Below are 23999 nucleotides of genomic sequence, written 5' to 3'. Positions count from 1 at the left end.
TGGTGCTCTCCTTACCGGTTCAGGTACGTGCGAAACGCGTTTTCGATGTCTTCGAGGTTCAGGGGCTTCGCCAAATGATCCTGCATCCCATGGCGAAGCGAGTTCTGCACGTCCTCCTCGAACGCGCCCGCCGAAAGGGCCACGATGGGAATGGTTGCGGCGTCGGGGTGCTCGCTTGCGCGGATGGCGGAGGCAGCCTCGAGGCCGGTCATGACGGGCATCTGGATGTCCATGAGCACCAGCGCGTAGCGTCCCGGCGCCGAGGACGTCACCGCTTCGACGGCTTCGGCGCCGTTGCGAACGGTATCGACTTCCACGCTGAAGTCCGAGAGCAGATCGACGATGATCTCTCGGTTCATTTCGTTGTCCTCGGCCAGAAGCACGCGCTTGCCCCGGCAGAGGGCGCGCAGGTTTTCTTGGGATTGCTCGCTCGCGGGTCTTGAAACAACGGTCGCGGCCCTTTCCAAGGGGATGTCCATGATGAACGTCGATCCTTTCCCCGGCGTACTGCTTGCCTCGACGGTGCCGCCCATAAGCTCCACCAAGCTGTGCACGATGGCAAGCCCCAGGCCGCTGCCTACTTGGGCCGAGGTGAGGGACGACCGCTCCTGCTCGAAGGGCTCGAACAAGCGCTTCATGAACGCTTCGCTCATGCCGGCGCCGCTGTCGCGCACGATGAACCGCACGCGCGAGGTCGGACCGTCCTGAGAGACCTCCTCGCAGGACAGGGCGACGTCTCCGTGTTCCGGAGTGAATTTGACGGCGTTCGATACCAGGTTCACCAGGCACTGCTTGATTCTGGTCGCATCGCCTACGAAGCTTGTGTGCGAAAGCGCGCGCGGCGCCTCGCGCAGCGTCACGCCTTTCTCCTCGGCGGGCCCGCTTTGCAGCGCGATGACCGAGTCCAGCACATCGGAAAGCAGGAAAGGCTCGTGGGCCAGGGTCATCTTTCCGCCGTCAAGGCGATTCATGTCCAACATGTCGTTGATGATGTCGATGAGGTATTCGCCCGACTTCTTGGAGCGCTCAAGATGTCCGGCCGCGGTTGCCGGGTCGTCAAGGGAGCGCAGGGCAAGCTCGTTGGAGCCCACGATGGCGTTGAGCGGCGTGCGAATATCGTGGGACATCTTGGTAAGGAAGTCGCTCTTGAGGCTGGCTCGCGCGCTTTCGATCTTCGCCATCTGGCTTTTGCTCACCAGGTGGTAGAGCCACAGCAGCGAAAGCGCCGCGATCGACGCCACGATGAGCACCACCAAGGCGATGACGCTTTTCATGCTGGCGAACGTGGCCTGCGCGGTTATCGATACGGGGATGGCCATCACGATGTTGCGGCCTTCGTTGTCGGGAAACGTCTGCAGAAGCCACGTGTCGTCTTGCAGCTTCACGAGCACCTGCTCTTCTTCGCAGTTCAGGAGCGCTTTCTGCAGTTTCTCCACCAGGGCGGGGTCCACGCCGTCGTTGGTTAGGATGCGCAGGAAATTGTGGCTTTTGAAGTGTTCGTTAGCCTGCGACTCGGAAGGGCGCAAAAGGATGACGCCGTTCGTGTCGACCACGTACGAGGCGCCCTGTCCGTTGAACACGGGCAGGATGGCAACGTCTGCGTACTGCTGGGAGTCGACCACCTTCAGAAGGCCCGCGATCTCGACTCCGTCGATGGAAACGTTCTCGACCGGTGCTGCGAACACCCAGAAATCGCCCTTGCTCTGGACCGTGCAGAATTCGGAGCGCACTTCCGTCCAAGTGCCGATGTCCTCGGACAGCATGGAGCTTGACACGACGATGGCGCTTCCGTCCAAGGCAAGGCATCGTCCGTCCTCCGACAGCAGGTGGAACTCGTCCGAGTGGTCCAGCAGCTCGTCTACCTGAGCCATCGAAGTCGCACCTGAGTGCGACAGGAACCGTGCGGCCGTGGCGGTTTCTTCTTCATGGCGTTCTTTCAGCAGGTTGAGCTTCTTCGATATCAGGCTGCTGATCTGCTGCACGGATTCGACGCGCTCCCGATGGATGGAGTTGCTGAGGTCCGTGTAGGCGCGCGCGAAAGCAAAGGTTGCGCAGAGCAGCAAAGCCAAAAGGGCAGCGGATGCTGCCTTGAGCCAAGCCGGTGCCTGAGCGGATGCGGTTCGCGGTTTTCGCGTTCGTCTCATCGGGCTCGATCCTGTCCGGCCGCCGCCTCCTCGGTGTCCGAACCGGGTATTTCCGAAAGCACGGACAGCATTGCGGACATGGACTCGTCGTAAAAGCGGTAGCGGTTGCGGCCCTGCTGCTTCGCTGCGTACAATGCCTGGTCGGCGCAATAGAACAAGTCTTCGAACCGCGTGCCGTTCTGCGGCGCGCGAGCGGCTCCCATGCTGACGGTCATGGGATGGCCTCGGTACGGGTTCCCAAGCGAGCTGAAGATTCGATCGACGGCCGCCGCAGGGTCGGAGGCCTCGACGAACACCAGGAACTCGTCGCCGCCGATGCGGGCGGTGATGCCCGCATCGCGCACGGCGCTCAGCACGCGCCGCGCCGTCTCCTGCAAAAGGTCGTCGCCGAACAGATGCCCGTAGCGGTCGTTCGCGCTTTTGAAGAAGTCCAGGTCGAACAGCATGAGCACGAAGTTTTTCCGCGAAGCCGCTTCGTCGAGCGCGTTCTGCACGGCGCTTTTGGCGGCCTTGCGGTGGAGCAGGCCGGTGAGCGCGTCGGTGCTTGCTTGCCAGATGAGCCGATCCAGGTTCATCCGCTCTTCGTGGACGTCCACGCATTTTCCGATGAATCCCGTTAATACCTCGGCATCGTTTCCCAGCCAAAGGGGACGGGCCAGCAGCTTGTGCCACCGCTGCCCGCTGTCTGTGTGCAGCAGGTAATGGGCGCTCACGTTGGGGCTTTCCGGCGAAGCCGAGACGATCAGGTTGCGCAGCTGCTCTAGGTTTTCTTGCGCGACGACCTGGAGCAGCTTGCTGTTTTCAAGCGGGTTCTCGATGATGCTGGGAAGGCCAAGCTGCGACGCGCCCCATTCGGAAAGCGTCAGGACGTCGGTGTGCGCGGCGTATTCGAACTGGATTTCGCGGGACAGGTCGGCGAAGAACTGGTACTTGATGCGCTCCTGCTCGAGCAGCGCCAGCGTGCGGCTGGATACGTTGGCGGTTTGCACCATGGCGCGCGTGATGTCGAGCATCTCCTCTTTGGAGACGTTCCCCAGCGACTTGAGCTTCAGCTCTCGTTTCAGCTGCGGGCCGATGTCGGCCAGGCATTGCAGCAGCAACGGGTTGAACGCGCCGCATTCGCCGTTGAAGATCATGCGCATGGTTTCGTCGTGCGAGATGGCGTCTTTGTAGACGCGCTTGTGCGTCAAGGCGTCGTACACGTCAGCGATCGCCACCACCTGCGCCTCGATGGGAATCTCGTCGCCCGCGAGGCCGTCGGGATAGCCCTTGCCGTCGTAGCGCTCGTGGTGCCAGCGGCAGATGTCGCGCGCCACCCGGACCAGTTCTTCGTCCGGGTAGTAGCGCGTGCTTTCCAATATGTTCGCCCCGGCAACGCCGTGGGTCTTCATCACGGCCCATTCTTCCTCCGTCAGCTTTCCGGGCTTGTTGAGGATCTTCTCGTCGACGGAGATCTTGCCGATGTCGTGCAGCGCCGAAGCGTTGGCGATGAGCGGGATCTTGGGCTGTATGCGCGCGTGCTGATCCGAAATGCGGCAGAGCTGCTCGAGCAGCATTTTCGTGATGGAGCGGATGTTGAGCACGTGCATGCCGCTTTCGCCGTTTCGGAATTCCACGATATGGCTGAGAAGGTCGACCATGATCAGGTTGCCCTTCTCTTTTTCGAGCATCTGCTCGGTGACCATGTTCTCGAGCATCTTTTGCTTGGAGTACAGCAAAACGGTGTTGTCCACGCGCCGTTGGACCGCCTTGGGGTCGAAGGGCCGGCTGATGTACTCGGTTGCGCCCAGGTCGTAGGCGCTGTCGATGTAGGTGGATGCGCTTTCCGCGGAGATGATGATGACCGGGACGTGCTCGAGCCACCTTCTTTTGCCCATGACGGCCAGCGCTTCGAAGCCGTCCATTTCCGGCATCACGATGTCAAGCAGCACGAGGGATATTTCGTGCTCGTGCTCTTGGAACAGCGCGATGGCCTCGCGGCCGTTGCGCGCTTCGAGTATTTCGTATTCGTCGCAGAGGATGTCGGCCAGCATGGAGCGGTTCAGCTCGGAGTCGTCCACGATAAGGATCAGGCTGCGCTCTTTCATGGCCGTTCCGTTTCCGGCTGGGCAAGCAGATCGCCGATGCGGGCCATCGTCTCCCGGTACGCCCGCGCCGTCTCTTCGGCCAAGGGCGCAACGGCGCCGTCTATCGTTTTCGGGCGCAGGGCCTCGGTGAGCCTTGACGAGCAGTCGGTCAGGCGGGTAAGCCCCAGGTTGAGCGCCGATCCCTTGATGGTGTGGGCAGCGCGAAACGCCGTATCGGCGTCGTTTTCCGAAAGCGCGCGCTGAAGAACGTCCATGGAATCGTCGCGTTGCAGTATGCCCAGATACTTCCGTATGCGGTCATCGTTGCCGATCCTTCGGATGGCCTCGGCGTAATCCGCGCCCAATAGCGCGTAAAAGCGTTGCACCGTCATCGCGCTCGTCTGCTCTCGTGTCGATTGATTACGTAAAAGCAAAGATTACTTTACCGTAAAACGATCGGCGCAACGGGCACAATTTGGACGGAATCGCCGTGGACGGAAAACACGCGCCGCCGCGCTGCGGGGAAGCGCAGCCCCGTCGAGTTATCGCGCCGCTTGCCCGCTGGCCAGCCCGTTGCGGCGAATTGCTGATACTATAGAACGGTTAACGTGTTGCCGTACCTCTCAAGGAGATCAGCTATGGATGTGACGGAAAAGCGCTACCTGGAACTTCTCTCCCGATCGTTTCCCACAGCCGCCAAGGCTTCGGCCGAGATCATCAATCTCAGCGCCATTCTGAACCTTCCGAAGGGCACTGAGTTCTTCGCGTCCGACATCCACGGCGAGTACGAGGCGTTCTCGCACATCCTGCGCAACGGATCCGGCTCCATCCGTCTCAAGATCGACGACGTGTTCGGCGACGAGCTGAGCAAGGAGGAGAAGCGCTCCCTCGCGACGCTCATCTACTACCCGCGCGAGAAGATGGAGCTGGTCTTGTCCCAGGTGGACGACCCCGAGGCATGGTACGGCGTCATGGTGCCGCGGCTGGTGGCCGTGTGCAAGCGCGCGGCGCGCAAGTACACGCGCTCGAGGGTGCGCAAGGCGCTGCCGAAGGATTTCGCCTACATCATCGAAGAGCTGATGACGGAGAACCGCCACGGGGTGGACAAGCAGGCGTACTACGCCGCCATCATCGACGCCGTCATCCGCACGGATCGCGGCGGCGCGCTCATCGAGGCGCTGTGCCAGCTCATCCAGCGGCTTGCCATCGATCATCTGCACATCGTCGGCGACATCTACGATCGCGGTCCGTATCCCCATATCATCATGGATACCCTTATGGAATACCATTCGCTCGACATCCAGTGGGGCAACCACGACATCGTGTGGATGGGCGCGGCGCTGGGGCAGCGGGGCTGCATCGCGCACGTGGTGCGCAACTGCGCGCGCTACGGCAACCTGTCGATCCTCGAGGACGCCTACGGCATCAACATACTGCCCCTTGCGTCGTTCGCGCTCGACGCGTATCGCGACGATCCCTGCATCGCGTTCGGGCTCAAGGGAAACCCCGACCTTTCGCCCCAAGAGTTGGAAATGAACGTCAAAATCCAAAAAGCGATGGCCATCATCCAGTTCAAGGTGGAGGGAAAGCTGATCGACGAGAACCCGGACTTCGGTCTGGAGGATCGCAAGCTGCTCGACAAAATCGACTACGAACGCGGCACCGTGATGCTCGACGGCGTGGAGTACGAGCTGACCGACAACGTGTTTCCCACGGTGGACCCGGCCGATCCCTACCGCCTGACTCCCGAGGAAGAGGACGTTGTGCAGCGCCTTGAGCAGGCGTTCGCCGGGTGCGAGAAGCTGCAGCGCCACATGCGCTTCTTCCTTGAGGCGGGCAGCTTGTACAAGGTGTACAACGGCAGCTTGCTGTTCCACGCGTGCGTTCCCCTGAACGCCGACGGGTCGTTGAAGGAAGTGGACGTGTTCGGGCGCACGTACAAGGGCCGGGCGTTGTACGACGCCATGGAGCGCTGGGTGCGCGCGGGCTTCTTCGATCCCGATCCGGACATGCGCAAGCGCGGGCGCGACCTCATGTGGTACCTGTGGCTGGGCGAGGGGTCGCCGTTGTTCGCGAAGAGCAAGATGGCCACGTTCGAGCTGTACCTGATCGCGGACAAGGCCGCGCGCAAGGAGGTTAAGAACGCGTTCTACTCATACCTGGACGACGAGGCCGTGCTGGCGGGCATCTTCGAGGACTTCGGGCTGGACCCCGACGCCTCGCGCATCGTGTGCGGGCACGTGCCGGTCAAGGTGAAGGACGGCGAGGATCCGGTGAAGTGCAACGGGCGCGTGCTGACCATCGACGGCGGCTTCTCGAAGGCGTACCAGCCCACCACCGGCATCGCGGGCTACACGTTGATCTCGAATTCCTACGGCTTCGTGCTGGCTGCGCACGAGCCTCTTGAGTCGATGCGCGCCGCCGTGATGAACGAGCTGGACATTCATTCATCGCGCCGCGTGGTCGAGCGCGTGGAGAAGCGCACCTTGGTGGCGGACACCGACACCGGTGCGGTGCTGAAGCAACAGATCGCCGACTTGGAGCTGCTGTTGGCGGCGTATCGTTGCGGCGAGATCGCCGAGAGCGGGAAGTAGGAAGCATGAACATCCAGGTATTCGGCACGAAAAAGAGCTTCGATACGAAGAAGGCCCAGCGCTACTTCAAGGAACGCCGCGTGAAGTTCCAGTTCATCGACTTGAAGGAAAAGGGCATGAGCAAAGGGGAGCTGGAGTCGGTCTGCCGCGCCGTGGGCGGGATCGACAAGCTGGTGGACCCGAAGGCGAAGGATGCCGATCTGGTGGCGCTGCTGGCGTATTTGAGCCCCGACCAGAAGTTCGACAAGGTTTTGGAGAACCAGCACGTTGTGGCGGAGCCGGTGGTGCGCAACGGGAAGCAGGCCACGGTGGGCTACGCTCCGGACGTGTGGGGAAGCTGGGAATAGGCGCGACGCTGCTATTCCCAGCTTTTCTTCGGGAGCGTTGCGTGGCGTACCGGGGACGTGGTTCGCAAGGGCGACTGCGCCTGCAGGGCCTCTTTCTCTTTCGCGTTCACTTTGCGACGACGGTCGGTCGCCCGCTCCACCCAGGCGTCGCGCGCTTTCTCGCTTTTGAATTCGTGCAGTACCGGCGACGTTTTCACGAACTTTTGCCCCATGCCCATTTCGTGACTGTCTTGGACCGCGTAATATGCCTTGGCCTTCATGGCGCTGCTCCGATGCTCGTTGGAGAAGATGGGGTAGGGTGGAAGCGCCCTGCGGCCCGCACCTTCTGCTCACGTTGCTTGTTTGAAAGTTAGTTTATACTAACTTTTAGGAGATGCAAGAGCGTCCCGTGCGCGCGGGGACGCTATGCGGGCTGCTGCTCCAGGGGAATGGCGATGCGGGCGACGAACGTGCCGCCGACGGTTTCGTACAGGGACATGCCCCCATGCTTCCCTACGATGCCGTCCACGCTTTTGATGCCGAGGCCGTGTCCTTGTTCGGACGTTATCGGCTTGTCGTTTTCCATGGTCACAGCCTTGCAGCAGGGGTTTTCTACAAGAATCAGCAACGTGCGGTCGTCGGTGCTCGTAATTGTCAGGCGAACCTCGCGGTTTCGACCGTCGTGCACGTTCGAAACCGCGATCAGGGCGTTTTCCAGCAGATTCGACAGCAGGGCGCACCATTCCGTGTCGCTGAGCGGCGCGTGTCGGGAAAGGCTTGCCGTTACCTGCATCGATGCGCCAAGGTGGTGCGCCTTTGCGGAAAACGAGGACAGGATCAGGTTCGTCGTTTCGTCGTTGCAGAACCGCTGCGGAGTGATGTCGTCAAGGTCGGCTTCGATTTCCGCCAGATACTCCTTGAGCTTTTCGGCGTTGCTTTCAACAAGCAAGTTGCCGATAAGCGCAAGGTGGTGGCGCATATCGTGGCGGTAGGCTGCCGTTTGCGCGGTTGTCTCGCGTAAGCGGCTGAGCTCGAGCTTAGCCTGGTCGAGCTGTGCTACGGCGGCTTGCTGCTCTTGTAGGAGCAGCTGTTTTTCGCGCGTGTTTTTGAATACGCGAAAGACCAGGTAATACGACAGTACCGTAAGCACAAGGGGCATGAGGTGCGCGTTCAGCCCGGCGGGCAGGTCCGTGATGGAGAAGCCACCCTGCGTTGAGAACGCGTACAGTTCGTACGTCAGCGGGATCAGGGAGAAGCGCGCGAAATCGCCGGGTTCGCCGTGCTTGAGCGCGTAGGCGAGCAGGTTGCGGAATCCCTTTGCGGCCACAAGAAGCATCAGCGAGCATGTTGTGGCAAAGATGGCCAACTCGGTCCAGGGCCCGGTTTCCCCGAATAAGCGCGCGACCGAATCCGCGATAACGGGGACGGCGCAGGACACGAATGCGGTGAGAAACGCGAACACCACTTTCCAGCCGCGATACGGGGAGACGATCGAGAACGCGATAAGAATCGGGACGTGCATGATCAGGGCGTAGGCGCGCGCGTAGGCGGTGCGCCCGAACAGCAGGAACACGGCGACGTTGACGATGATCGTGCCGAGGGCGAATGCGATCGCGATCTTCTTGCGCTGCGGCGGGATCTTGGCGGGCTGCACGTCGAGCAATATCCACATGAGGGCAACGGCGTAGACGGGCAGGATGAATACGGGTACGAGCGACATGCCGTTACGCCATTCCGGCTTGCACGAACAACCGCTTCAAGTAGGCGGCTTTGACCTCGCCGAACAGTCTGCGCGATACGGGGACCGACTCGTCCGAGAACGTGCGAAGGCTTAGCTTTTCAAGCTCTTGGGCCTGATCGAGATTGACGATGAACGCCCGGTGGACTCGGATGAATTCGGGTCGGCTAAGAAGCTGCGGCTCGAAGTCCGACAGCGATCCGGCAACTTCTCGCACGCTCTTGTCGGTCAGGTGAAAGCGCACGGTTCGATTGAGCACTTCGACATAGGCTATGCGCGCGAACAGGATGCTGGCGGCTCCGCCCTTGAGCCTGACGGCCAGTCCCGTGCCGTGCTCTTCGATGCGCAGCCGCAGCTTGTCGAGCATGGGGAACAGCTTGTCGTAGCTTACGGGTTTCAGAAGGTAATGGAACGCGTCAACCTCGTAGCTTTGAACGGCGAATTCGGGTGACGAGGTGAGAAACGCAATCTTGACGTTTTCGTCGAACTCTCGAATTTCCCGAGCGATCTGCATGCCGTCGACGAAAGGCATCATGACGTCGAGCAGCAGCAAATCGAAAACCTCTTTGCGCATGTCGTCGAATAATGCAACGCCGCTGGTGTAAGCGGAGAGGGAGAGGCTGGCTTTCGTTTCCCGACGGTATCTGTCGAGCAAATTCGCGAGCACCGCCAGGTCTTTGGGGTTGTCTTCGCAGAGTGCGATGCGCACGGTGTTGCCTTTCTGGCCGGTGTCGAGTTCCTTGGGGCATCGTCGTTGAACGCAACTGGAAACGTCACCGTGTTTTCTTGATCCGTTCATGTTTGGAAACCTTACCGTTTGTGCAGAAAACGGTTTGCGTATCGAATTATATGACATGATCGCCTTCAAAATGCATGAAATTAAACGAAAGGAAAGCCGATGGGTAAGCGATGGGCGAGCGCGTTTGCGGGGACGATCCTGCTGCTTGCTTTGATGCCGGTGACGGCGTTTGCGGCGGAACCTGCTGCGTCGTTTGGCGGCGGCACCGGGTTGGAGGACGATCCGTACCTGATCGAGAACGAGGCCCAGTTGTGCGCGATGGGAGCCGGACTGAACGATGGCACCCTCTCGAACGCGAGTTTCAAGTTGACGGCGAACATCGATCTCGCTGAGGCTTGGGATGCTCCTTGCGGGACGTATTCCGGCACCTTCGATGGAGGCGGGAGGACGATCTCCGGCTTGGTTGTCAACGGCGGCGCTTCGCAGGCGTCGTTGTTCGGCATGGTGAAGGGCCGTATCGTGAATCTGGGGTTGGCGGACGTTGCTGTGACCGGGGGGAACTACGCTGGAGCTTTGGCGTCGGAGTTGCGGGGAGGCGTCGTTTCGCGTTGCTTCGTTTCGGGTGCGGTCAGCGGCAATGACTCCGTGGGCGGGTTGGTCGGCGCTGCTACCGGCCGCGCGCTTATCGAGAATTGCTACAGCACGGCTTCCGTGACCGGATCGGCAAGCTCTATTGGCGGCATTGCGGGCTTCGTGCGCACGGGTGTCAATATCTCGTATTCCTATAGCACGGGCATGGTGCAGGGGAAAGAGGTGGTCGGCGGCATCGTGGGCAACGTGGACAACTACCAGGGCGAGAATACCATCAAGAATTGCGCCGCGCTCGGTTCGTCCGTTATTGCGACGAGCGGTGCCTCGTCGGCAGGTCGCGTCTGGGGCAACGCTGTAAATGAAAACGTATTTACAGCTTCGAATAATTATGGGTTTGCGGGCATGAGCGTTGGCATTGGGTCGTCTGATATCGCGCCTGAGAAGGGTGCCGAGACGAAGGACGGCGCGGATGCATCCGCAACGGACATCGTCGACGCATCGTGGTGGCAGCGTCAAAACGGACTCGGGTTCATGGCGGCTCCTCTGGGCGCTTGGACGTTTTCCTCTGGGAACCTGCCTGTGCTGATGGGCGAGAAGAACCCGATTCCCACTCATATTGCGTCCGAGGCCGTGTGCACCGTTTCGTTCGACGTTGCTGGCGGCAGCGCCGTGGAACCCCAAACGGTTAAGGCCGGATCGAAGGTCGCCAAACCGGTCGACCCGGTAAAGAGCGGCGCGACGTTCGGCGGATGGTGCAAGGATTCCGCATTGACGGTTCCGTGGGATTTCGAAAGCGATACGGTTGCCTGCGATACCACGTTGTACGCGAAGTGGACGGCTTTGGCGCCGGTGTACGTCGACCGCACCATCGTGGACGAAAAGAGCTTGGTCCAGGTGAGTGGGAAGCTGACCGAGGGCGCTGTGCTCGAAGTGGCGCCCTTGTCCTCGGGCGCTGCGTACCAGGCGGTTTTGGCGCAGGCCGGCCGTGAGGGGCACGACGTGCTTTCCGCGTACGAGGTGCGCTTGACGGGCGGCTCGTACGAGGGCGCGTTGCGGCTGTCGTTCCCTTTGGATAGGAAGCACGATGGGGAAACGGTCACGGTTCGCCATCTGAAGGCGGATGGGACCTTGGAGACGATGACGGCCGAATGCGCGAACGGGAAGGTGCTGGTCAGCGTGGGCGAGCTTTCATCTTTCGCCTTGACGGTGCCAAAGGACGTGCAGGACGGCAAGATCGTGTCGGCGGCTGAGGCTCAGCCTAAGACGTTGGTTAAAACGGGAGATACGTCGAACATGATAGCTATGGCCTTGATCGCGTGCGTTGCGTTCGGCGCCGTTGCGCTGGGCGCGGTTGGTGTACGCAAGCGCAGCGAATAACGAAGAAGGAAGCGAGGGATCTGCTGGCAGCAAGCGTTGCCTTGTTTGGGTCCTTTCCAAGAAAATGGAGGATGACATGGAAAAGAGCGGGTCTCAGAAGGTTCTCAAGGTTATTTCGATCATCATGATTGTGCTGGGCGTCCTGGGGGTTGTATCGGGGGCGTTGCTGCTGGCCGGAGGCGGTGCTTTGGGCGTATCGGGTATCGATACGGCAAACGACGATGCCGCCGTTGCGGGTGGATTGACTATGATCGTTGGGTTCGGCTTGCTTTTGTCGTCCGCTTTCAACCTGATCATCGGTATTTTCGGGTTGCGCGGGGCGAACAACCCCAGCAAGATCGGCGCGTTTTTCGTTTTGGCAGTTCTGGGCGTGGTGTTCGGCGCGCTCAACCTGGTAGGCACGTTTCTCGGCGGCGCGGACGCTTCGTCTATCGTAAACGCGGTTGTGTCTTTGGTTCTGCCTATTACGTGCGTGATACTTGCGAACAACATCAAGCATCAGGAAATGCGCTGGTAGAAAATCACTTTCAACTGCGGGGTCGTATGCGGTTCGTGCGGCCGCATAAGCCCCGCAGTTCGCATTTCATCGGTTATTTCGCCGCTCGTGCTTTCGCGCGGGCGGTTTTTTCGTATGATGGTTCCGCCCGTTCGGCCGAGGCATGTGCGCCTGGTCGGGGCATCTTCATTCCGACACTGTTACATGAATCAAAAGGTGGGTTCGTTATGACGAAGAAGGTGCTGGTTTCCGAGAAGCTGGCCGAAGCCGGCCTTGCGGTGCTGCGCGACAAGGGCATCGAGGTCGACGTCAAGCTGAAAATGACGCCCGAAGAGCTGCTTGCGGCCATTCCCGAGTACGACGGGCTCATCGTGCGGTCGGCCACGAAGGTCACGCGCGAGGTGATCGAGGCTGGCGGCAAGCTGCGCATCATCGGGCGCGCGGGCGTAGGCGTGGACAACGTCGACGTGGAGGCCGCAACCGAGCGCGGCGTCATCGTATGCAACGCGCCGACGTCGAACATCGTGTCGGCCGCCGAGCACACCATGGCCCTCATGTTGGCATGCGCGCGCAACATCGCGCCTGCGAACGCGTCCATGCATGCGGGCGTGTGGGAGCGCGCCAAGTTCACGGGCGTCGAGCTGTACGAGAAGACGCTGGCCATCTTCGGCCTGGGCCGCATCGGCGGCTTGGTCGCCGAGCGAGCCCGCGCGTTCGGCATGAAGCTGATCGGGTACGATCCGTACTGCAGCCCCGAGCGTGCCGAGCAGCTGGGCGTGACGTTGTACGACGACGTGAACGCCATCGTTCCGCTGGCCGATTTCATTACGGTTCACCTGCCCAAGACCAAAGAGACCATCGGCATGTTCGGGCCGGAGCAGTACGCCGCCATGAAAGACGGCGTCATCTTGGTCAACGCTGCGCGCGGCGGCATCTTCAACGTCGATTCGCTGGCCGATTTCCTGGCGGCGGGCAAAATCGGCGCGGTGGGGCTTGACGTGTACGAAACGGAGCCGTGCCGCGAGAGCCCGCTGCACGAGTTCGAGAACGCCATCCTCACGCCGCATCTGGGTGCGAGCACGCTCGAGGCTCAGTTGCGAGCGGGCGTGCAGACGGCCGAGTACGTGGCGGCCGGCCTGGAGGGGTCCATCGTTCCCACGGCGCTCAACATGGCTCCCGTGCCGCCCGAGGTCATGGACACGGTGGGACCCTACGTTCCCGCCTGCCAGATGATGGGCAGCATGTTGTCCCAGATCCACGGCGAGGTTCCGCAGTTCTTGAAGCTGACGGCGGCGGGCGCGCTGGCGAACGCCGACCTGTCCATTCTGGTTGCCGGCATGCTCAAGGGGCTGCTGTCCTACCAGAACACGGCAACGGTCACCCCGGTGAACGCCGAGGCCGTAGCGAAGCGCCACGGCATTCGCATCGATACGCTGTCGAACGCCGACGCCGCCGGGTACGCTTCCACGGTGTCCATCGTGGCCGACGGCACCGAGGTTGCGTGCACGCTGGCCGGCGAGGCGCAGGCGGCGCGCCTGGTGTCGCTTTTGGGGTACAAGATGGACATCGCCCCGGCGTCGCAGTCGCTCGTGTTCGAGTACGAGGACGCGCCGGGTCGCGTGGGCACCATCGGAACCATCTTGGGCGAAGCGGGCATCAACATCACCACGATGCAGATCGGCACGAAGTCGGAGGAGCGCTGCGCGCTTGCGTACATGAACGTGGAGGGTTCGGTCGACGAGGACGTGCTGGCGAAGCTGCGCGCGGGCTTGGCCGACCTCAAGAACCTCTGGTACATCAAGCTGTAAGATCGGGGGGAGAAGTTGCAGCGGTGCTTCAGAGAAGCGCCGCTCGCCTCCCTTTACGGTCGGTTTCCCGGAATTGACCGGAGCTCGAAGAATCCCAATTGAATCGGTTGGCTTAATTAGCTATGATTATCAAACCAATTTGAGCAGCCTGCCGCCCGCGGCGCCTTTCGGCGAAGCGGGCGGCAGGCGTATGACGGGAAGGAATGAGCACATGACGCGCAAGATCGATATCTTCGACACCACGCTGCGCGACGGCGAGCAATCGCCGGGCGCATCCATGAACACCGAGGAGAAACTGGTGGTCGCGCGTCAGCTGCTACGTCTGAACGTCGACGTCATCGAGGCGGGTTTCCCCATTTCGAGCCCGGGCGATTTCGAGAGCGTCCGCTGCATCGCCGAGCTGGCGGGCGACCAGGCCGTCGTATGCGGTTTGACGCGCGCGGTCGAGAAGGACATCGATTCGGCGGCCGACGCGCTTCGCTACGCCAAGCGCCCGCGCATTCACACGGGCATCGGCGTGAGCCCGAGCCATTTGCGCGACAAGCTGCGCATCACCGAAGAAGAGTGCATCGAGCGCGCGGTCAAGTGCGTGAAGTATGCGAAGAAGTACGTCGAGGACGTGCAGTTCTACGCCGAGGACGCGGGCCGTTCCGACTACGATTTCCTGGTGCGCGTGATACAGGCCGTCGTGAGCGCGGGTGCCACCGTGGTGAACATCCCCGACACGACGGGCTATTCGCTGCCCGAAGAGTTCGGACAGCGCATCAAGTACCTGGTCGACGGCGTGAACGGCATTGAGAACGTGAAGATCGCCGTGCATTGCCACAACGATCTGGGCATGGCCACGGCGCTTGCCATGGCCGGCGTGAGAAACGGCGCCCGCCAGGTCGAGTGCACCATCAACGGCCTGGGGGAGCGTGCGGGCAACACGGCCATGGAGGAAGTGGTCATGGCCATCAGGATGCACGAAGAAGAGCTTGACGCGCACACCGACGTGAACACGCGCGAATTCGTGAAGGCCAGCCGCTTGGTGTCGTCCATCACCGGCATGAACGTGCAGGCCAACAAGGCTATCGTGGGGGGGTACGCGTAAGCGCACTCCTCGGGCATCCACCAAGACGGCGTGCTGAAGAAGCGCGACACCTACGAGATCATCGATCCGGTGGACGTGGGTGCGGGCCAGAGCCAGATCGTGCTGACGGCGCGTTCGGGCCATGCGGCGCTCAAGCATCGCCTGGAGGAACTGGGCTACGACTTCGAGGGCGAGGCGCTCGATCAGGTGTACGAGGCGTTCCTCAACCTGGCCGACAAGAAGAAGGAGGTCTACGACGAAGACCTGGAGAGCCTGATCAACGAGCGCGATCGCAACGAGCGCGCGCTGTACACGCTCGAAGCCATCCAGATCAGCTGCGGTTTCCCGCTCACCCCGACCGCAACGCTCACGCTGCGCGATGCCGAGGGCGAGGTTCGCACGGTGTGCGAGTACGGAACCGGCCCCATCGACGCCGCGTTCAAGGCTGTGGACAAGATCGTGCAGGTGGGCAACGACCTGACCGAGTTCACGGTGACCTCCGTCACGCGCGGCATCGACGCCTTGGGCGAGGTGACCGTGCGCGTGACGGCCGAGGGCGGGGACGCCTATACCGGTCGCGGGGCGGACGGCGACATCATCGTCTCGTCGGCGAAGGCGTACCTGAACGCCTTGAACCGACTGCTTTTGGACAAGCAGCAGCGCGCGTAAGCGTTTCGGCTGCGTGCAAGCTGCTGGCAAGGACCGACGAGGGGTGCGCTGACGAAGGTTGGCGCACCCCTCGTCGCGTTGCTGGGGCGCGCCGGGGTGCGTTGCGCTCGATGCGACGCTTGCGCGCCGGACTCCCGGTTTCCGCGGCTGGCTTCCCGATCGGTTTTTTCGCCTTTCGTCTTGGAACAGCTTCCGTTCGCCTGTAATTGACACCTGATCACCCACGTTTACGGACCGTTGACGATTCTTCATGAGAAGACGACTGACAGTTCTGCTGCTCGCGGGGTATGCTAGAGAAAGCGATCGAGGTGAATCGCTATCCTGAACGCATCGCATGCGCTTCCAAGAGAAAGGATGCACAAATGAACAATCCTGCTCAGGAATCCTATCAACTCTACATCGGGGGCCAGTGGGCCGACGCGTCCGACGCCGCGACGCTCGATGTCTACTGCCCTGCAAACGGAGAGAAGCTCTCCACGATTGCCGACGCTTCGAAAGAAGACGTCGAGCGCGCCGTCGACGCCGCATGGAAGGCTTTCGAGACCTGGGGCAAGACCGACAAGGCCGAGCGCGCGATCATTCTGAACAAGATAGCCGACGTCATCGAGGAGAACGCAGAGCATTTCGCCCTGCTGGAAACCCTTGACAACGGAAAGCCCATCCGCGAGACGCGCGCCATCGACGTGGCTTACTCCGTCGACCACTTCCGTTACTTCGCCGGCGTGCTTTTGGCCGACACGGGCGAGGCCGACATGCTGCCGGGCAACATGATGTCGCTTGTGGTCCACGAGCCTATCGGCGTGGTGGGCCAGATCGTGCCGTGGAACTTCCCCTTCCTCATGGCCGCCTGGAAGCTTGCTCCGGTGCTGGCTGCCGGCGACTGCACGGTGTTCAAGCCGTCTTCTACTACGTCGTTGACCGTGCTCGAACTGGCTCGCTTGACCCAGGACATCATTCCCGCCGGCGTGTTCAACGTGGTGACGGGCCGCGGCTCCAAGTCCGGCCAGTACATTCTGGACAACCCCAAGATCAGCAAGCTGGCGTTCACCGGCTCCACCGAGGTCGGTCGCGACGTCGCCCGTGCGGCGGCCGAGCGCCTGATTCCGGCTACGCTCGAACTGGGCGGCAAGTCCGCGAACATCATCTTCCCCGATTGCAAGTGGGACATGATGCTCGACGGCGTGCAGTTGGGCATCCTGTTCAACCAGGGCCAGGTATGCTGCGCCGGCAGCCGAATCTTCGTGCACGAGGACGTCTACGATAAGTTCGTCGAAGATGCCGTCAAGGCGTTCGAGAACGTGCGTGTTGGCTTGCCGTGGGAAGACGACACCCAGATGGGCAGCCAAATCGACGAGCGCCAGATGAACAAGATCCTGGAGTACGTCGAGATCGCCAAGCAGGAGGGCGGCAAGGTGCTCGTGGGCGGCGAGCGAGCTACGGAAGGCGAGCTGGCAAAGGGCGCGTTCCTCAAGCCGACGCTGCTGGAGGTGCCGAACAACTCGTGCCGCGTGGCTCAGGAGGAGATCTTCGGGCCGGTGGCCGTGGTCATCAAGTTCAAGGACGAGCAAGAGGTCATCGACATGGCCAACGACTCGGTCTACGGCCTGGGCGGTGCCGTGTGGACTCGCGACATCAACCGCGCGTTCCGCGTTGCCCGAGGCGTGAAGACGGGCCGCATGTGGGTGAACACCTACAACCAGATTCCGTCGGGCGCGCCGTTCGGCGGCTACAAGCAGTCCGGCATCGGTCGCGAGACCCACAAGGTGATGCTCGAGCACTACACGCAAACGAAGAACATCATGATCAACCTGGGCGAAGAGCCGAGCGGCTTCTATCCCCAGAAGTAAGCGCTGCAAGCGGTTCGCGTTTCGACCTTCGAAGGGGTCCGGCATTGCGTCGGGCCCCTTTTGCGTGGTGCGCCAACGGTTGGCGCGCGGTCGGATCGGGCGCGCTCTTCCTGCGAACGAGGGCTTTCGGCGCGCGTTTGCTTCCTCGCAAGCCGGCTTGCGCGCGAAAAACCGCCGTCGCTGGCAGGTTTTGACGGTTAGAGGTTGTCGCTCTTGTCGTTGCGTGCGCCGCTGCTCGGATCGTATTTTATTTTACCAGGTCACAGCTTTGGTCTGCGGTATTGCCCTTTCGCGGGCGCGCGTCTTGCCCGGTTCGACGACCCCAAACCGTCAAAACCTGCCAGCGAACGCGATTTTTCGTGCGCACGTGGTCTGCGGCGGCGGCGCCGTTGCTGGCTTGCCGTCTTCTGTTCGCGGGGTTCCGCAAACGTTCACGGTGTGTGCGATTTGTCCGTGTCGCCGGTAGGTGCGGGCCGCTACCATGAAACGCAGGCAATGGGAAGGGAAGGGCGAAAACGATGGCTACCATGAATCCGGAACACGCGAGCGCGGTGATCGAGCTGATCAACCGCTCTCCTTACTTCGAGCTGCTTGACGTGAAGCTGGTGGAGCTGGGCGAGGGGTCGTGCGTCGCGTCGTGCGACCTTCAGCGCAAGCACATGAACGCATTCGGCGGGGCCCATGGCGGCGCGTACGCCTCGCTGCTCGATTGCGCTGCGTATTGGGCGGTGTACGGATGGCTCGAAGAGGACGAGGGCTGCACGACGATGGACATCAACGTATCGAACCTCAAGGCTTCGAGCGTCGGTCCCGTTACGGCGACGGGTCGCGTTATCAAGCGAGGTCGCACCATGTGCTTCTGCGAGGCTGAAGTGCGCAACGGGCAGGGTGCGCTGCTGGCGCATGCAACTTCGAAGCTTCTGGTAGGACCTCATCTTCAGCCTATGAGCGCGGCCGTGCGCGAACTGGAATCTGCCGCGTTGCCGCCGAAGTTTCTCGCATGAGAAGCACAGCGCCCCGAAGGAAGGCCGCGCAATCCGCAGCCTTCCTTCGGGGCGCTGAAAGCCTACAGGTTGCGTCGCAGCTGCGCTTCCTTGATCTGCATTTCAAGCGAGCTGTGGATGATGTTGGCGAAGGGGCCTGCCTGACCGGTTAAATGCTCGACAGTGGGCTGGTCGCACTTGCGGATGTAGTAGTACAGAAACGCGCAGGTGTAGAACTCGGCAAGGAACTGGATGTTCTCGTTGGGAAGGTAGCGGTTCGACAAAATGGTGTCGATGTCCGTGCGCAATGCGGGCAAGTACAGGTTGTACAGGTAGTTGCGCAGCGAATAAGGGCTGTTGTCCACGAGCGCTTGCGTGTAGAAGCGTCGCTTGGCCTCCAGCACGTTGCCGAAGCATTCGAAGAACTCGGAATGGTCGAGCGAGCGAACGCCGGATTTCTGCAGGATGTAGTAGGGGAAGCGGGAGATGGAGTCGTTCGAGTTCTCTTCGTACACCAGCGCGCTTTCGGGGAAGCGCTTCTTGAGCTCCTGGCCTAAATCGTAGCGGAATATCCACGTGATGAGGCATTCTTTGTTTTCGAAATGGTAGTAGAACGTTTTGCGGTTCTTCCCAGTGCGCTCGATGATGTCGCTGATCGACACTTTCTTCAAGGGCATTTCGTCGCAAAGCGCCACGAAGGTGTCGGCGATGAGGAGCATCGTGCTTAGCGCGTTCATAGGGCTGCCTCGCTCTCGGATTGTACGGCCTGCGGTGAACGCTTGCAGTATAGCGTGTGCTGCCGGCTATTTCTAGGACAAAATAAAAAAAATGTGCATGTTTGCAGTTTGCAAACCCCCAGAATTGGGATAACTATGCCCTAAAAAGCCCACTAAATGGGCAATTTGTACCAGCAATGTTGGGTTAAATACCCCGAATAACCAACAATCTAATCTATCTGTCCATCGTCAGCCTAAAAGTCAGCGCGTACAATGACGATCAAGAGGTCGGGCAAGACGAGTCGCCCTCTTGGCGTATCACGTGAATGAACGCTTGGCAAACGCAAAGCGGAAAGGGGTTGTAACGTGGCAAAGTATCAGAAGCTGCTCGAGCCGTTCTCGATCGGCAACGTCGAGCTGAGGAACCGGTTCGTCATGCTGCCGATGACGATCGAGAAGGTCGACAACTATCACATTTCGGACGATTTGGTGGACTTCTACGAGCAGCGCGCTAAGGGCGGCGTGGGCCTGATCGAAGTGGGCAGCGCGTACATCTGCGATTGCTTCAACACGGAGCCGAAGTACCACACCACGACGGGCGCATGCGGCATCTGGGCCGACGAGTTCAATCCCGGTTGGCAGCGCATCGCCGAGGTTTGCCACAAGCACGGTTCCAAGGTGGCCGCTCAGCTGCAGCTGTGCTACGAGTGGCGCGCCTCCGGCGACGATCCGCTGCTGTCCTACGCTCCCTCCAAGGACGTTCCCAGCGGTCCGTTCGTGGGCATGCCCGAGCGCGAGTACACCAAAGAAGAGATCGCCATCGTGGTAAAGCAGTACGGCGAAGCTGCCAAGCGCGCCAAGGACAGCGGCATCGACATCATCGAGATCCATGCCGGCATCGGCTACATGGTCATGCGCTTTTTGTCCAAGTACTCCAACCATCGTACCGACGAGTACGGCGGAAGCGCCGAGAACCGCGCTCGCTTCCTCTGCGAGATCGTCGACGAGATCCACAAGACCTGCGGCGACGACATGCCCATCCTGGTGCGCATCTCCGCCGACGACTTGATGCCGAACGGCAACCGCATCGAGGACACCCTCGAGATCATCCCGATCGTCGAGAAGCACGGCGTGGACGCCTGGAGCGTGCAGGCCGGCTTCCACGAGGCTCCGCGCCCGGTCGCGAACCAGATCGTTCCCGAAGGCGAGTTCATCGACCTTGCCAAGCAGGTGAAGACCGTTACGAACAAGCCCGTCTTCCCCGGCACCCGCATCAACACGCTCGACATGTGCGACAAGGTTGTCACGCAGGGCTACGGCGACGCCGTGGGCATGGCGCGCCAGTTCATTGCCGATCCCGATACGGCTGCCAAGGTTGCCGCCGGTCATCCCGAGCAGGTTCGCCCCTGCATCGTGTGCAGCCGCTGCCTTGACAACATCTTCATCGGCAAGCCGTGCCAGTGCTCCGTCAACGCCAACGTGTGGGAAGGCGTCAAGGTGGGCCTGCCCGAGGAGAAGCCGGCCGAGGCTCAGAAGCACGTTGTCGTCGTGGGCGCTGGCCCCGGTGGCCTGGAAGCTGCTCGCGTTGCGGCCGTCCGCGGCCACAAGGTGACCGTGCTCGACAAGTCCGATCGCGTTGCCGGCCTGCTGGGCATGGCGCAGGTGCTCAACGCCAAGATCGAGCCGCTGGTGTCCTACTGGAACGAAGAGATGAAGCTGCATCCGAACATCGAGGTCAAGCTCAACACCTACGTGGATGCCGACACAGTGAAGGCTCTCAACCCCGACGAGGTCATCGTATCTCCCGGCGGCGGCATCATCAGCCTTGACGTTCCCGGCATCGACGGCAAGAACGTCGTGAAGTCCGAGGACATCAAAGAGATGTGCTCCGGCAAGGTTCCCGAGGGCAAGGGCATGCTGTGGAAGGCTGCCGTCGCGGCCATCAAGGCGCAGGGCGGTACCGTGGGCTTCATGCGCATGGGCCTGAACATGGCGTCCGGTCCCACCGCTATCGTGGGCAAGCGCGTCGTGGTCGTGGGCGGCGGATTCGCCGGCTTGGAAGTTGCCGAGGCGATGTGCGAGAACCGTGAGATCACGGTCATCGAAGAAGCCAAGAAGATGGGCAACGGCATCGGCATCATCGACAAGAACCCCACCATCAACTTGGTGAAGTCCAAGGGCGTGAAGCTCATGCCGCTGACCCGCCTGGTCGAGGTTACGAAGAAGGGCGCGAAGGTTCAGAACGTCGAGACCGGCGAAGAGCAGCTTATCGAGTGCGATACCGTTCTGACGTCGCTCGGCGTCGAGCAGAACACCAAGCTCTACGACGAGATCGCCAAGGTGTTCCCGAACGCCAAGCTCATCGGCGACGCTACCACGCCGGCCGGCAAGGTCTACCGTACGCTCGAGGCTGTCAAGGGCGGCTACGCAGCGTCGATGACCCTGTAGTTCTTATGGCGCGACCCGGAGGCGCGGTGACGCTGCGCCTCCGGAAGCGGATGCCGTCTGCTGCAACGGCGGCATCCGATTACCAAGGTTCAAGCACGCAAGTGTTTTGAATAGAGACCGTCCTTTGAAGGAGGAAACATGGATTTCAGCTACACCCCGGAACAGCTCGAGATCAAGAAGGGTATTCGCGAGTGGTGCAAGGAGCACCTGACCGAGGAAGTCATCGCTGCCGGTTACAAGAACCGCGGCATCGCTCCCGAGGTTGCCAAGGCTTGGGTTGACGACGGCTGGGGCATGTACGGCCTGCCCGCGGAGTACGGCGGAAAGCCGGTCGACCATGTGACCATGGCCATGATCATCGAAGAGCTCAACCATGCTGGCGGCAATATCCCCATGGCTCCCAACCTGCTCATCATGTTCGACATGTGCGAGTTCGGTAACCCCGAGCAGGTCAAGTACGCTATCGACTACTACAAGGAGAACGGCTATCCTCCGTACTGCCTGGCCATCTCCGAGCCCGGTGCCGGTTCCGACAACCAGGGCATGGAAACCTGCGCCACCAAGGATGCCGACGGCAAGATCCACATCAACGGCACGAAGACCTGGGTGACCTCGGGCGAGAACTCCGGCGGCTTCATCGTTGTCTGCAAGGACGAGGATCCGTCCCGCGACAACAAGGAAATGTCCATGTACCTGGTGGCTTCCGACGCTCCCGGCGTGACCATCGAGCCGCTCAACAAGATCGGCATGCAGATCATGCCGTTCTCGATGATCCACTTCGATGACGTCGTGGTCGAGGAAAGCGCGCTGCTGGGCATCAAGGGCAAGGGCTTCTACCAGCTCATGAAGAACTTCGAGTGGGAGCGCTGCGTGCTTCTGGCCGAGCTTCTGGGCGAGGCTCAGGCTGCCATGGACGACGCCTGCGCATGGACCAACGAGCGTCTGCAGTTCGGCAAGGGCATCAAGACGTTCCAGCTGGTTCAGGAGCACATCGTCGAGATGCAGATCGAGCTCTCCAACACCCGTAACTTCCTGTATCGCACCTGCTGGAAGCTTGACAACGGCATCCCCGTCAACAACGACGCCGCCATGCTCAAGCGCTACGGTGCTCCCGCGATGACCGACTGCTGCTCGCGCGCTCTGCAGCTGATGGGCGGCCTGGGCTACACCGACGAGACCCGCGTGTCCCGCCTCATGCTCGACTGCCGCGGCTTCCAGATCGGTGGCGGCACCGTCGAGATCATGGTGCACATCTCCGGTCGCGGTATCCTCAAGGAGTACGCGAAGGCCGTGGAGGATCCGGATCACCTGTACACGATCTAAGTCCCACCTACCCGTCGGATCGTCTTTTCTGGGACGTTTCCGAAAGCGATGCGGAAGCCCCGGTGCAAGCTGGGGCTTCTCGCCGTTTACAGGGGCGCTCCGGATCGATTGCGGGCGCGAATGGGGGGGGGTGCGACGTCAAAGCCCTGCGCGTTGCATGCGCAGGGCTTTGCGGGAGGCGTTCGTTGTTGCAAGAAGAGGAGCTTAGAGGTTCTTGAAAGATCCCTTGCTTCCGTGGCAGTTCATGCCGATGGCGCGAATGGAGCAAAAGGAGCGGTACTTGCAGCGTCCGCACGCGCGCCTGCGGCCCTTTTGCGTGGGGTCGTACATGCCCACGACGCCAACCGTGCTGAAGGGAGGGTCGAACGCTCCGTCGGCGTTCAGCTTCAAGCCCAGGCGCTGCTCGGACTGCGTGTAGAACACGAACTGCGAACGGGATTCCAGCGGGAAGTCGCCGACGCCGGGGCAGAGCCGGTCGTCGGTGTAGAGCTCTTCGTCCAGGGCGGTTTTCACGATGTCGGCGTTCACGTGGTCGGCCGTGCTCTCCACCAAGGCCAGCGCGCATGCGCGTGCGATGGCGCGATCGAGGTCGTCCGCGTTTGCGGGCAGCGCTTCGGGCTGTTCGGGCCCGATGGTTGCGGCCATGAGCGCGCAGTGCGTGGCGCGACGCAGCTTCTCGTAGGAGCTTTGCCCGTGGAACACCATCATGGTGCCGACCAGCTTGATGGCAGGCTCGACGTATTTGGGAGGCAGCGTGCAGATAGCGGGGTTGAACACCTTGTAGGCTCCGCGCGGTTCGTATGCGGCTAGGCAGGCGGCGATGGCGCGGTCGATGCGATGCGCGGCATCTTCGGAAAGCGCGGGCTCGTACGGCTCGTCGGCCACCTCGTCCGGATCGCCCGATGCGGGCTCTTCCTCGGTTGAGGGTTCGTCGAGTTCGGACGGATCGACGTTGAGCGCAGCCAACGCGTCGTCGTCCAGCTGGCGCAGTACGTCAAGACGAGAAAGCGCGTCTATCTCGCACGGCACTTCGATGATCTGCCGAAGCTGGACGGCCATAGT

Annotated in this window: 19 protein-coding genes and 1 pseudogene; 12 read left to right on the top strand and 8 right to left on the bottom strand. The window is 61.4% G+C overall.

Features of this window, described 5'->3' with window-relative positions:
* Positions 1–11: 11 nt before the first annotated feature.
* From ACTQZK_RS05895 to ACTQZK_RS05885, 3 genes are read right to left on the bottom strand one after another with little or no spacing between them, the layout of a single operon-like run.
* Entirely contained in the window at positions 12–2144 is a 2133-nt protein-coding gene (locus ACTQZK_RS05895) for an ATP-binding response regulator (RefSeq protein WP_216528433.1), read from the bottom strand.
* Entirely contained in the window at positions 2141–4231 is a 2091-nt protein-coding gene (locus ACTQZK_RS05890; protein WP_225749093.1) for a diguanylate cyclase, read from the bottom strand. The genes ACTQZK_RS05895 and ACTQZK_RS05890 overlap by 4 nt, the downstream gene beginning before the upstream one ends.
* Positions 4228–4602, bottom strand: a complete 375-nt coding sequence (locus ACTQZK_RS05885; RefSeq protein ID WP_114565985.1) for an Hpt domain-containing protein — start codon at positions 4600–4602, stop codon at positions 4228–4230. The genes ACTQZK_RS05890 and ACTQZK_RS05885 overlap by 4 nt, the downstream gene beginning before the upstream one ends.
* Positions 4603–4848: 246 nt before the next feature.
* On the opposite strand from ACTQZK_RS05885, the gene ACTQZK_RS05880 reads away from it, so the two are divergent.
* Positions 4849–6804, top strand: coding sequence for a fructose-1,6-bisphosphatase (locus ACTQZK_RS05880; protein ID WP_225749094.1), 1956 nt, complete (start codon positions 4849–4851; stop codon positions 6802–6804).
* Positions 6805–6809: 5 nt separating this feature from the next.
* Positions 6810–7151 (top strand): arsenate reductase family protein, encoded by a 342-nt coding sequence (locus tag ACTQZK_RS05875; RefSeq protein ID WP_114565987.1) that lies wholly within the window; start codon positions 6810–6812, stop codon positions 7149–7151.
* An 11-nt stretch (positions 7152–7162) separates the two neighbouring features.
* Here ACTQZK_RS05875 and ACTQZK_RS05870 read toward each other — a convergent pair whose 3' ends face one another.
* From ACTQZK_RS05870 to ACTQZK_RS05860, 3 genes are all read right to left on the bottom strand, one after another.
* Positions 7163–7411, bottom strand: a complete 249-nt coding sequence (locus tag ACTQZK_RS05870; RefSeq protein ID WP_216528438.1) for a hypothetical protein — start codon at positions 7409–7411, stop codon at positions 7163–7165.
* Between the two features lie 143 nt (positions 7412–7554).
* Positions 7555–8850, bottom strand: coding sequence for a sensor histidine kinase (locus ACTQZK_RS05865; protein ID WP_441898835.1), 1296 nt, complete (start codon positions 8848–8850; stop codon positions 7555–7557).
* 4 nt (positions 8851–8854) lie between these two features.
* The gene (locus ACTQZK_RS05860) at positions 8855–9667 is read right to left on the bottom strand and encodes a LytR/AlgR family response regulator transcription factor (RefSeq protein WP_441898833.1); all 813 of its coding nucleotides are present in this window, start codon (positions 9665–9667) and stop codon (positions 8855–8857) included.
* Positions 9668–9766: 99 nt separating this feature from the next.
* Here ACTQZK_RS05860 and ACTQZK_RS05855 point away from each other — a divergent pair, with 99 nt between their 5' ends.
* The 8 genes and pseudogenes from ACTQZK_RS05855 (at position 9767) to ACTQZK_RS05820 (ending at position 18471) form a co-directional block, all read left to right on the top strand.
* On the top strand, positions 9767–11575 hold the full coding sequence (locus ACTQZK_RS05855) for an InlB B-repeat-containing protein (protein ID WP_216528441.1): 1809 nt from the start codon (positions 9767–9769) through the stop codon (positions 11573–11575).
* 76 nt (positions 11576–11651) lie between these two features.
* Entirely contained in the window at positions 11652–12092 is a 441-nt protein-coding gene (locus tag ACTQZK_RS05850) for a hypothetical protein (RefSeq protein WP_216528442.1), read from the top strand.
* Positions 12093–12298: 206 nt separating this feature from the next.
* Positions 12299–13879 carry a phosphoglycerate dehydrogenase gene (gene serA, locus ACTQZK_RS05845; protein ID WP_114566001.1) on the top strand — a complete coding sequence of 527 codons (1581 nt, stop codon included), beginning with the start codon at positions 12299–12301 and terminating at the stop codon, positions 13877–13879.
* 211 nt (positions 13880–14090) lie between these two features.
* Positions 14091–14972, top strand: coding sequence for a 2-isopropylmalate synthase (locus tag ACTQZK_RS05840; protein WP_441898831.1), 882 nt, complete (start codon positions 14091–14093; stop codon positions 14970–14972).
* 12 nt (positions 14973–14984) lie between these two features.
* A pseudogene (locus tag ACTQZK_RS05835) lies at positions 14985–15185 on the top strand (homocitrate synthase/isopropylmalate synthase family protein); the annotation flags it as partial.
* Positions 15159–15620 (top strand): alpha-isopropylmalate synthase regulatory domain-containing protein, encoded by a 462-nt coding sequence (locus ACTQZK_RS05830; protein WP_441899036.1) that lies wholly within the window; start codon positions 15159–15161, stop codon positions 15618–15620. The pseudogene ACTQZK_RS05835 and the gene ACTQZK_RS05830, both read left to right, overlap by 27 nt.
* A gap of 362 nt (positions 15621–15982) precedes the next feature.
* Positions 15983–17467, top strand: a complete 1485-nt coding sequence (locus tag ACTQZK_RS05825; RefSeq protein ID WP_114566003.1) for an aldehyde dehydrogenase family protein — start codon at positions 15983–15985, stop codon at positions 17465–17467.
* 518 nt (positions 17468–17985) lie between these two features.
* A complete protein-coding gene (locus tag ACTQZK_RS05820) occupies positions 17986–18471 on the top strand; it encodes a PaaI family thioesterase (RefSeq protein WP_428420468.1) in 486 nt (161 codons plus the stop codon).
* Between the two features lie 62 nt (positions 18472–18533).
* Here the strand turns inward: ACTQZK_RS05820 and ACTQZK_RS05815 are convergent, their stop codons facing one another.
* Positions 18534–19187 (bottom strand): TetR/AcrR family transcriptional regulator C-terminal domain-containing protein, encoded by a 654-nt coding sequence (locus ACTQZK_RS05815; RefSeq protein WP_114566005.1) that lies wholly within the window; start codon positions 19185–19187, stop codon positions 18534–18536.
* A gap of 345 nt (positions 19188–19532) precedes the next feature.
* On the opposite strand from ACTQZK_RS05815, the gene ACTQZK_RS05810 reads away from it, so the two are divergent.
* Complete coding sequence (locus tag ACTQZK_RS05810) at positions 19533–21614, top strand: oxidoreductase (protein WP_114566006.1); 2082 nt, start codon at positions 19533–19535, stop codon at positions 21612–21614.
* A 138-nt stretch (positions 21615–21752) separates the two neighbouring features.
* Entirely contained in the window at positions 21753–22937 is a 1185-nt protein-coding gene (locus tag ACTQZK_RS05805; protein WP_114566007.1) for an acyl-CoA dehydrogenase family protein, read from the top strand.
* Between the two features lie 204 nt (positions 22938–23141).
* On the opposite strand, the gene ACTQZK_RS05800 is transcribed toward ACTQZK_RS05805, so the two are convergent.
* Positions 23142–23996, bottom strand: a complete 855-nt coding sequence (locus ACTQZK_RS05800) for a phage tail protein (protein ID WP_216528446.1) — start codon at positions 23994–23996, stop codon at positions 23142–23144.
* Between the last annotated feature and the right edge of the window lie 3 nt (positions 23997–23999).

Source organism: Paraeggerthella sp. LCP19S3_G8 (assembly GCF_052119225.1).
GTDB classification, from domain to species: domain Bacteria; phylum Actinomycetota; class Coriobacteriia; order Coriobacteriales; family Eggerthellaceae; genus Paraeggerthella; species Paraeggerthella hominis.
Note: the sequence above shows the minus strand (reverse complement) of the source record. Positions and strands in the feature narration are given on the sequence as shown.

Bases quoted from the DNA above. Each gene is read 5' to 3' on its own strand.
- serA (WP_114566001.1), top strand. From the start codon at position 12,299: ATGACGAAGAAGGTGCTGGTTTCCGAGAAGCTGGCCGAAGCCGGCCTT.
- ACTQZK_RS05840 (WP_441898831.1), top strand. From the start codon at position 14,091: ATGACGCGCAAGATCGATATCTTCGACACCACGCTGCGCGACGGCGAG.
- ACTQZK_RS05880 (WP_225749094.1), top strand. From the start codon at position 4,849: ATGGATGTGACGGAAAAGCGCTACCTGGAACTTCTCTCCCGATCGTTT.
- ACTQZK_RS05800 (WP_216528446.1), bottom strand. From the start codon at position 23,996: ATGGCCGTCCAGCTTCGGCAGATCATCGAAGTGCCGTGCGAGATAGAC.
- ACTQZK_RS05870 (WP_216528438.1), bottom strand. From the start codon at position 7,411: ATGAAGGCCAAGGCATATTACGCGGTCCAAGACAGTCACGAAATGGGC.
- ACTQZK_RS05895 (WP_216528433.1), bottom strand. From the start codon at position 2,144: ATGAGACGAACGCGAAAACCGCGAACCGCATCCGCTCAGGCACCGGCT.
- ACTQZK_RS05890 (WP_225749093.1), bottom strand. From the start codon at position 4,231: ATGAAAGAGCGCAGCCTGATCCTTATCGTGGACGACTCCGAGCTGAAC.
- ACTQZK_RS05825 (WP_114566003.1), top strand. From the start codon at position 15,983: ATGAACAATCCTGCTCAGGAATCCTATCAACTCTACATCGGGGGCCAG.
- ACTQZK_RS05885 (WP_114565985.1), bottom strand. From the start codon at position 4,602: ATGACGGTGCAACGCTTTTACGCGCTATTGGGCGCGGATTACGCCGAG.
- ACTQZK_RS05865 (WP_441898835.1), bottom strand. From the start codon at position 8,850: ATGTCGCTCGTACCCGTATTCATCCTGCCCGTCTACGCCGTTGCCCTC.
- ACTQZK_RS05860 (WP_441898833.1), bottom strand. From the start codon at position 9,667: ATGAACGGATCAAGAAAACACGGTGACGTTTCCAGTTGCGTTCAACGA.
- ACTQZK_RS05820 (WP_428420468.1), top strand. From the start codon at position 17,986: ATGGCTACCATGAATCCGGAACACGCGAGCGCGGTGATCGAGCTGATC.
- ACTQZK_RS05850 (WP_216528442.1), top strand. From the start codon at position 11,652: ATGGAAAAGAGCGGGTCTCAGAAGGTTCTCAAGGTTATTTCGATCATC.
- ACTQZK_RS05815 (WP_114566005.1), bottom strand. From the start codon at position 19,187: ATGAACGCGCTAAGCACGATGCTCCTCATCGCCGACACCTTCGTGGCG.
- ACTQZK_RS05805 (WP_114566007.1), top strand. From the start codon at position 21,753: ATGGATTTCAGCTACACCCCGGAACAGCTCGAGATCAAGAAGGGTATT.
- ACTQZK_RS05855 (WP_216528441.1), top strand. From the start codon at position 9,767: ATGGGTAAGCGATGGGCGAGCGCGTTTGCGGGGACGATCCTGCTGCTT.
- ACTQZK_RS05875 (WP_114565987.1), top strand. From the start codon at position 6,810: ATGAACATCCAGGTATTCGGCACGAAAAAGAGCTTCGATACGAAGAAG.